This is a genomic window from Hymenobacter sp. 15J16-1T3B, from assembly GCF_020711235.1.
In the GTDB taxonomy this organism is placed as follows: Bacteria; Bacteroidota; Bacteroidia; order Cytophagales; family Hymenobacteraceae; genus Solirubrum.
Map to the genome: position 1 here is coordinate 20954 of NZ_JAJFAV010000028.1, position 9213 is coordinate 30166.

Annotated in this window: 7 protein-coding genes; 4 read left to right on the top strand and 3 right to left on the bottom strand. The window is 66.7% G+C overall.

Going from position 1 to position 9213, the window contains the following annotated elements; all coding sequences use genetic code 11:
- Nucleotides 1-137 precede the first annotated feature (137 nt).
- Complete coding sequence (locus tag LJ737_RS26425) at nt 138-968, bottom strand: YsnF/AvaK domain-containing protein (protein ID WP_227769785.1); 831 nt, start codon at nt 966-968, stop codon at nt 138-140.
- A gap of 52 nt (nt 969-1020) precedes the next feature.
- Complete coding sequence (locus LJ737_RS26430) at nt 1021-1470, bottom strand: YsnF/AvaK domain-containing protein (protein WP_227769786.1); 450 nt, start codon at nt 1468-1470, stop codon at nt 1021-1023.
- A 517-nt stretch (nt 1471-1987) separates the two neighbouring features.
- On the opposite strand from LJ737_RS26430, the gene LJ737_RS27235 reads away from it, so the two are divergent.
- Nucleotides 1988-3970, top strand: a complete 1983-nt coding sequence (locus LJ737_RS27235) for an ATP-binding protein (RefSeq protein ID WP_227769787.1) — start codon at nt 1988-1990, stop codon at nt 3968-3970.
- Between the two features lie 145 nt (nt 3971-4115).
- On the opposite strand, the gene LJ737_RS26440 is transcribed toward LJ737_RS27235, so the two are convergent.
- Entirely contained in the window at nt 4116-4499 is a 384-nt protein-coding gene (locus LJ737_RS26440; RefSeq protein ID WP_227769788.1) for a hypothetical protein, read from the bottom strand.
- Between the two features lie 239 nt (nt 4500-4738).
- Here LJ737_RS26440 and LJ737_RS26445 point away from each other — a divergent pair, with 239 nt between their 5' ends.
- The 3 genes from LJ737_RS26445 (at nt 4739) to LJ737_RS26455 (ending at nt 9076) form a co-directional block, all read left to right on the top strand.
- Nucleotides 4739-6967: a TonB-dependent receptor gene (locus tag LJ737_RS26445; RefSeq protein ID WP_227769789.1), complete on the top strand. Its 2229-nt coding sequence runs from the start codon at nt 4739-4741 to the stop codon at nt 6965-6967.
- 203 nt (nt 6968-7170) lie between these two features.
- Nucleotides 7171-7878, top strand: coding sequence for a hypothetical protein (locus LJ737_RS26450; RefSeq protein WP_227769790.1), 708 nt, complete (start codon nt 7171-7173; stop codon nt 7876-7878).
- Between the two features lie 91 nt (nt 7879-7969).
- On the top strand, nt 7970-9076 hold the full coding sequence (locus tag LJ737_RS26455; RefSeq protein ID WP_227769791.1) for a sensor histidine kinase: 1107 nt from the start codon (nt 7970-7972) through the stop codon (nt 9074-9076).
- Nucleotides 9077-9213: the final 137 nt, after the last annotated feature.

A 9213-nucleotide genomic window follows, 5' to 3' on the forward strand; every position in this document is an offset into this window, starting at 1 on the left:
GGTTCAGACTCCGCTCCCGGTGCCTCCGGCAACGGGGCATGGCGCTGGGAGCGGGTGGCTCGGGCCGGTGACCCAACACAAACGCGGCGGCTGAAAACTCAGCCGCCGCGTTTGTGTTGGGTGAATACCCGTACAGGCTACAGCCCGCCGCGGTTGGTCGTATCGTCGTGCTCCTCGCTCATGCGGCGCTGCTGGAAGGCTTGGTCGCCTTCGAGGCGCTCCACTTCCACATCGGTGCGGCGCACTGTGCCGCGTACGGTTTCGTCGCGTTCCTCCACGTTTTTGCCCAGGCGTACTTCCTCCACCACGCGGGCTTCCTTGCCGACCACCGGCACTTCGGCGCGCTCGGTAATTTCCATTTCGCCCTCGCGGAAGTTTTTGATGTCGGCCTCGGTGGCCGGGCGGTTCACCGGTACGCGCTCCACGTTTACGTGCTCTTCGCGCAGGCGCAAGTGCTCTTCGACCGGGCGTTCCACGATGCGGCTGCGCAGGCGGGCGCCGCCGGTTTCCACCACGCGCTTGCCCACCTGCATCTGCTCCTCGATGATGGGAATGGCGCCTGTGGTGTTTTGCGCGGCCGCCCCCTGCTGATTCAGGCTTTGCTGGCCGGCACCCATCCAGCCGGAACGGTACTGCTGGGCACGCTCATCCACGTCGACGGCGCCGCAGCGGTCCAGCACGTCGCGGGCGCGCTCGGCCTCCTGCGAGGTATCGGCGTGCACCGTTACCATGGCACCGCGCCGGGCCACGCTGGAGTAGCGCTCCACTTCGTCGTCGCTGTTGAAAAGCGAACGGAAAAACCCACTGATGCCGTCGTTGTCGGCCTGCGCACGGGTGGCCTCAGCGCTGGCGCCTTGGGCCGAAATATCTATATGGTCACGGGTTACCCCGACGGATTCGAGTTGTTGGGCGGCTTGACGAGCTTGGTTGGCGTCGTCGAACATGCCAATGACGGTTTGTTGTGCCATGGTGTTTGGATCAGGTTGAGTAAGAAAAGAAACAAAAACGACGAGCCGGAGCTCAACTCGCCGGGTTAGGCGGGGAGTGGCCGCTGAGGCGCTCCACGATGATTTCCTCTTGGCGCAGTGTGACGGGCTGGGTGGTGTCGGCCTGCACCTGGCGCTTGGTAATGCGCACTTCCTCCACGAAAAGGATGCGCTTTTCTACCACGAGCACCTCGCGCAGCACCGGCATGATGGTAGTGTCGCCCTCCTGGCGCACGGCCGGCGGGGCTACGTCCACGTACTGGTTTATCGGTATGCGTTGCACCTCGATTTCCTCGCGCACGGTGGGCGCCGTCACGTCGTGGTGCTCCTCGTGCACTTGCTTGGTCACGCGCAGGCGGCCGGTTTCAACCACTTCGCTGCCCACGCGCAACTGCTCCTCGATGACGGGAATCACGATGGGCTGCTCGGCAGGTACGGACGCAGTGGATGCGTCGAGCGGACGATTCTCGGGTGTGGGATGCATGGCAGGTGGGGGCAAGGCCCGGCGCTGGGTAAAGGCGGGCAGGTGAACCGCTTCCGGAGCCGTCGGGCAATTATTAGGTAGGCTTACGCCGGGTAACTAATATTGTTATTGCCCAGTATTCTATAATTTTATTTATGCAATATAAGATATATAGTACTGTTTACGAGCAGATAAGGGTTGTTTTTAACCAAGTCTAGGCCGCGTGAGCTGCGGCAACTTCGGCCAGAAATGAATTCCAGCGGATATTACGCAGTGCTACTTGGGACAGAAAAAGTAGACGCTGGATAGCCGACCCAGGCAACAACTACGGGTAAATCGGATTACCCACTACCGAAAGGCCTGATGACACGCCACGCGCGCCGCCGGCGAGTCGGCCCGCGTGGCGCAATTGGGCCGTCCGGTAACTGTGGAGGTTGTGGCGCCGGGCTGCGTGCTGCAAACCGCAGAACCTACTGATATATTTGTGCTTCCACCCGCGGCGGCTACCTGCCCCTGCCGCTGACTTTTCTGCTCTTCCGTGCCGCTTTCTTTCTTCTGCCGCTTTGTGCTCCGGGGCTTGCTCTGCGCGGTAGCCCTGTGGGGGCTGGCCAGCGGTTCGTCACGGGCGGCACCGGGTGCACCGGTGCTCGACAGCCTGCTGCGCCAAGCGCAGACGCCGCAGCTCTCTGATACCGCCCGAGTGCTGCTGCTGTGCCGCATTAGCGACCAGTACTGGGCCCGCAATACCGACTCGGCGGCTGCCTACGCCGACCGCGCCCTGGCCCTGGCCCGGCGCACCGGCTACCGCCACGGCGAGGGCGAAGCGCTGAACCGCCAGGGCGCGGCCCTGCGCGAAAGCAACCTGGCCCGGGCGCTGGAGCTGTTTCAGGCGTCGCTGCGCCTGGCCCAGGCCACCCACGACCGGGCCCTGCAGGCCCAGAACCTGCGCAGCATCGGCATCATCTACGTGTATTTGCGCGACCGGCAGGTGGGCCTGAGCTACTACTTTCAGGCGCTGCGCCTGGGCCAGCAGCTGCGCGACGAGCAGCGGCAGGTGTTGGACCTGAGCAACATCGGGCTGGCCTACGACCTCTACAACCAACTCGATTCGGCGGGGTACTACCAGCAGCAGGCCTACGCCATGGCCCAGCGCTTACACTCGCCCACCAACTACATTTTGTACGGGCTGGGGCAGGAAGCCCGCAAGCAGGGCCGCGTGGCCGAAGCCCTGGGCTACTACCGCCGCAGCATCGCCGAATCGAAGCGCCTGCAGCACCTGCGCTGCCTCAACTTCGCCTACGTGGGCCTGGCGGCGCTCTACCAGCAGCAGGGCCGCCCCGATTCGAGCATCTACTACGCCCGCCTGGGTTACCAGGCCGCCCAATCCAACGGCTTTCTGCGGGGCGTGCTCAATGCCAGCACCCTGCTCACCCAGCAGTTTACGCGGCGCGGCCCCGTCGACAGCGCTTTTAAGTACCAGGGACGTATGCTGGTGATGAAGGACACGCTCTTCGGGCAGGAGAAGGTAATGCGCTTGCAGAGCCTCGACTACCGGGAGCGGCAGCGTGCCCAACAGGCTACCGTCGCCCAGCAGGAGCTGCGGGCCCGTTACCAGAAATACGCCCTGCTCGGCGGCATGGCGGCCTTGCTGGCGCTGGTAGGCCTGCTGGGCTGGCACCAGCGCCAGCAAGGCCGCGCCAACGCGGCCCTGCAAGCCTCCTTGGTGGAGCTCAAACAGACGCAGGCTCAGTTGGTGCAGCGCGAGAAGATGGCCTTTTTGGGCGAGCTGACGGCCGGCGTGGCTCACGAGCTGCAAAACCCGCTGGGGTTCGTGAAACAATTTGCCGCCGCCGGCACCGACCTGCTGGCCGCCATCAACGGGCAGCAGCGCCTAACCGGCGACGGAGCCCTGGACCGCGAAATCCTCGACGGGCTTAAGGATAATCTGCTCAGCATCAGCCAGCACGGGCAGCGGGCCACGGCCATCATCCGGGGCATGCTCGACCACGCCCGCACCGGCCACACCCCGCGCCAACCCACCGACCTCAACGCCCTGGCCGCCGAGCAGCTCGGTCTGGCCTACGAGGGCCTGCGCCAGCAGTTTACCGATTTTGAGGCCCGGCGTCACCTCGACTTGGCTCCGCAGCTGCCAGTGCTGCACGTGGCGGCCCAAGATCTGGGCCGCGCCCTGCTGAACCTGTGCACCAATGCCTTTTACGCCGCCCGCCAGCGTCAGCAAGCCGCTGCGCCCGGCTACCTGCCCACCGTGACGCTGCGCACCCGGCCGCTGCCCGACGGCGGGGCGGAGGTGCAGGTGCAGGACAACGGCGTGGGCATGAGCCCCGCGGTGCAGGCGCAGGTGTTCGAGGCCTTTTTCACCACCAAGCCCGTGGGCGAAGGTACCGGCCTGGGCCTGGCTCTCAGCCATGACATCGTGACGACCGGTCACGGCGGCACGCTCACGCTGCAGTCGGAGGAGGGCGTGGGCACTACGTTTACCATCACGTTGCCCGGCGCTTAGGCCGCTGTGCGCCGCCGGGTCGCGCGGCCTGGAGCCGCCGCGAGTGGCTGAATCACTCGCCGAATAGCAAGGGCCGATGGCAACTGGGATAAAACCGCCCTAAGCCGCTTCACCGGCCTCATCCGGCATCAACAAGACGAAACAGCTAGGCCCGGCTCGCTCGGTTGGATGCGTCCGCGTTTAACCAGCCGGAGCGAAGCTGTTGGGCGTACGCAGTGGCATCCTCGGCGGAGCAACGGTCGAGGATAGTGCGGGCGCGCGCGGCTTCTTCGTCGGAGGAAGCGTGCACCGTCACGGTGGTGCCGTGGCGGGCTAGCTCGGCGTAGCGCTGGGCTTCCGAGTCGCTGTTGAACACCGTGTGAAAAATATCCTCGATGACGCCGTGCGCAGCCGGAGGCGTCGGATTGAGCGGGTCGTGCACGGCCACGGCGATATGCTCGTGCCGTACGTCGTGGGCCTCCAGCTCTTGGGCGGCTTGCTGGGCCCGGCTGGCGTCTTCGAAGACGCCGATAACGGTGTGATGTGCCATGATGGAAAAGGGGGGTAGAGCGTGAAAGCAATTAGTGGTGAGGGTATTAATTAGGTACGTGGTAGCTGGGGCACGGTTGCTGATGCCTGGGTCGGGCGCCGCCAGCCCGCGCCCGGCGGCCGCAACTTCATCGGGCAGACGGACGCTTCATCCGGCTTATCCGACGCTTCGGTAGCAGCAAGTGGCGCGCAGGCCCCCGCGGCGGCCACTTTTGACGCAGAACCTCGCCCTTCTGCGCTATGAAACGTCCGCTCCTCCTCGCCCTGCCGCTGCTGCTCACCACCAGCGCCGTCGTGGCCCAAGCCACCAGCACCACCCTCAGCGGCACCGTGCGCGACGCCGCCGGCCAGCCCCTGCCCGGGGCCAACGTGTTCCTGAAAACCACCTTCGACGGGGCCACCACCGACTCGCTCGGCCGCTTCCGCTTTACCACTCGCCAGACGGGCTCCCTACCGCTGCTGGTGACGCTGCTCGGCTACCAGCCTCAGGAGCAGCCCGCCCCGCTCGACGGCCAGCCGCACCGTTTCGCCGTGGTGCTGAAGGAAGTGCGCAACCAGCTCGGCGACGTGACCATCACCGCCGGCTCCTTTGAGGCCAGCGACGAAAAGCGCAGCACCGTGCTCACCACCCGCGACGTGCAAACCACCGCCGGGGCCCTGGCCGACATCAACGGGGCGCTGAACACCTTGCCGGGCACCTCGCGGGTGGGGGAGGAGGGCAAACTGTTCGTGCGCGGCGGGGCGGCCGGCGAAACCCGGCAGTACCTCGACGGCCTGCCCCTGCAAAGCCCCTACAACGCCTCGGTGGCCGGCGTGCCCTCCCGCGGCCGCTTCTCGCCGAACCTCTTCAAGGGCACCGTGTTCAGCACCGGCGGCTACTCGGCCGAGTACGGGCAGGCCCTTTCGGCGGTGGTGGGGCTGAATTCCTACGACCTGGCGCCGGAAACGCAGACCGGCATTTCGCTTTTGTCGGTGGGGCTGAGCCTCTCGCACCAGCAGCGCTTTGAGCGCAGCTCGGTGGCCGTGACGGGCGACTACACCAACCTGCAGCCCTACTACGGCGTGGTGCCCCAGCGCTGGGGCTGGACCACCGCCCCGCAGTCGGCGGGCGGCTCGCTGGCGGTGCGCCAGCGCGTGGGCGAGCTGGGCATGCTGAAGGTGTACGGCGCGGCCACCCGGTCGGCCTTCGCCCTGCGCCAGCCCGACCCGGCTTTCGACGGCGGCCGGCCGGTGGCGCTGCGCAACAACAACGAGTACCTGAACGCCACGTTCCGCTCGCCCTTGCGCCGCGGCTGGAGCCTGCAAACCGGCTTGGCCGGCACCCGCGACGAGCAGGACATTCGCCCCGACGTGCAGCGCGTCCGCGAGCTGGAGCAGAGCTTGGTGGGCCGCGTGGTGCTGACCAACGACTCGGCCGGCACCTACTGGAACCTCAAGCTCGGCGCCGAGGGGCTGGCCCAGCGCTACCAGCAGCAGTACCAGCCCGCGGCCGAGGACGCGGCCCCGGTGCTGCGCTCGGGCTTCGACGAAACCCGCGCCGCCGCCTTTGCCGAGTCGGACATTGCCTTCAGCAACCAGCTGGTGGCCCGGGCCGGCGCCCGCGCCGAATACTCACGGGTGCTCGGCCGCTGGAACGCCGCCCCGCGCCTGGCCCTGGCCTACCAGCTGGCCGAAGGCACCCAGCTCTCGGGCGCCTGGGGCTACTTCTACCAGACGCCGGCCAACGACCTGCTGCGCTTCGGCCAGTACAACCCCGGGCTGCGCTTCGAGCGGGCCACGCACTACCTGGTCTCGTACCAACGGGTGAAAAATGACCGCACGCTGCGCCTGGAGGCCTATTACAAGGACTACGCCCACCTCGTGCGCTACGCCCCGCTGGGCCTGACCGGCACCGTGCTGCTGCCCGTCAGCCCCGGCAGCTACCAGAGCACCGGCCGGGGCTACGCCCGCGGCGTGGACGTGTTCTGGCGCGACAAGAAAACGGTGAAGGGCCTCGACTACTGGGTCAGCTACGGGCTGGTGGACACCCGCCGGCAGCAGCGCCAGGACCCGCAGCTGGCCGTGCCCACCTTCGCCTCGCGCCACAACCTCTCGGTGGTGAGCAAATACTGGGTGCAGCCCCTGCACACGCTGCTGGGTGCCACCTTCAGCTACGGCTCCCCGCGCAGCTACTACGACCCCAACTTGCCCGGCTACAACCAGGGCCGCACGCCCAGCTACCAGGACCTGAGCCTGAACCTGAGCTACGTGACGAGCATCCGCCGCAACCTGACCATCGTGCACGTGTCGTGCTCCAACGTGCTGGGCCGCAACAACGTGTACGGTTACCGCTACGCCGCCACACCCGACGCCAGCGGCCACTACCCGGGCGTGGCCGTGACGCCCGCCGCCCCGCGCATGCTGTTCGTGGGCCTGCTCATCTCCATCAACAAAAAACGCCCCGCCGACACCGAAACCGCGCCGGAGTAGCCCGGAGCCCGGTGAAGCCCGGCCGCCGTGGCACCCCCGGGGCCAAACCGGCGCAACGCTTCGGCCCTACTCGGCAACGGTTCATCCGCTCCATCCGGCGCTTCGGAAACCCAAAGTTTCGGGCGCGGCCGCCGGCCTCCACCTTTGAATCACCAGCCCGGCAACCCGCCCGCTGCCCTCACCCTCCATTCCTTTCCGTCCCCATGAAAACCAACCTGCTTCTCCTCGCCCTGGCCGCTGCTTCGCTGACCCCCGCTGCCGCCCAACAAGCCAAGCCCGCCGCCCCGGCCACCGCCCAAGCCGCCCCCGCCGGCTACCAGGACATGCTCGGCGCCACCATTCAGGAGGTGATGAGCACCGGCGACGCGGCCCAGCTGAAAGAGCTGGCCGGCAAGCTGGAGCGCGCCGCCGCCGTGGCCCCCGCCGACTGGCTGCCGCGCTATTACCAGAGCTACGCCCTGCTCATTGCCACCTTCCAGGGCAAGGAAGACGGCGATGTGAAGGACAAGCAGCTCGACCAGGCTGAAACGGCGCTGCAGCAGGCCCGCAAGCTCGGCGGCGACGAGTCGGAGCTGCTGGTGCTGCAGGCCTACATTCACCAGGCCCGGCTGGGCATCGCGCCGATGACGCGCTCCATGACTTACTCGGCTAAAGTCAAGGAGGCGCTGGCCGAGGCGCAAAAGCTGAACCCGGCCAACCCGCGCGTGTACTTGGTACAGGCCAACAACTTGTACTTCACGCCCAAGATGTTTGGGGGCGGGGCCGAAGCCGCCAAGCCGGTGTACGACGAGGCCAGAACCCGCTACGCCGCCTTCAAGCCCGCCACGCCCAATGCCCCGAACTGGGGCGAGCGGCAGCTGCTGGGCCGCCTGAAGCAGTACGAGGCCGGCAGCGCCCAAGCCGCCAAGTAAGCCCGCCGGCCCGCCGCCCGGCCCCGGTTGCCACCGCCGCAGCCGGGGCCGGGCGGCGGGCTCATGCTTCCCACTTATCTTGCCCCGCCCAATGCCCGCTTCTGCCCCCGCCATGACCGACCACACCCCCCGGATTCCGCCGCTGCGCCGCTGGTCGCTGCAGAACCGGCGCCGCTGGCTGCGGCTGCTGCTGTCGGTGCTGATTCTGTCGGTGTTTACCAGCACCACTACCTGCCCCCGTTGCTGGGGCAATGCCCAAGACATGCTGGTCAACTTCGTGATGAACGTGGCCTACTCGCTGGGGCTGTGGCTGAGCAACGGCTACTCCGTCGACTGGCTCGACGGCTACGTGTCGTGGCGCGAGGAGCCGGTGAAGCGTCTGCTGCTCACGCTGCTGCTCTCCATCGGCGGCTCGTTGCTGGTGGTCGTGATTATCAACTTCGGTCTGTTGGTGCTCTATCAGGGCCGCCCCGTGGAGGTGCTCTGGTCGGTGGCCATCTGGCCGCGCTACGTGTTTCCGCTGGGCATGGCCATGATGATTTCGCTGGTGCTCCACAGCCGCTCCTTCCTGCTGAGCTGGCGCGAGGCGCTGGTGAAAAACGAGCGGCTGCAAAAGGAAATGGCCCAGGCCGAAGCCGAAACCCTGCGCCAGCAGCTCGACCCGCACTTTATGTTCAACGCCCTGAACGCGCTGACTTCGCTGGTGGAGGAAGAGCCGAAAGTGGCCGTGCGCTTTATTCGCCAACTCTCGCTGGTGTACCGCTACGTGCTCGACGCCCGCGGCCGCGAGGTGGTGCCCCTGCAGGACGAGCTGGAATTTGCCGAGTCCTACCTGTTTTTGCAGCGCATCCGCTACGGCGAGGCCCTACGGGTGACCATGCCCAGCGCGGCCCAGGTGCCGGCCGACGCCGTGGTGCCCCCGCTCAGCCTGCAGCTGCTCATCGAAAACGCTCTGAAACACAACGTGGCCACCGCCAGCCAGCCCCTGCAGCTGCGCATCGAACTGGATCCGACCGGCCGCCGCCTGCGGGTGGTTAACTCCCTGCGCCCGCGCCGCGTGGCCCCGGGCGAGTCGACAGGCATCGGGCTGCCCAACCTGCAAGGGCGCTACCGCCACCTCACGCCCGAGCCGGTGCAGGTGCAGCGCGACGACGCTGAGTTTCGCGTGACGCTGCCCGTGCTGGCAATACAAGGGTGAAATTGTGAAAGTGAAGTTGTGAATCACCTTTGCAGCGCAACTAGGCCCAAAAGATAGTATTCACCACTTCACCACTTCACCACTTCACCACTTCACCACTTCACCACTTCACCACTTCACCACTTCACCACTTCACC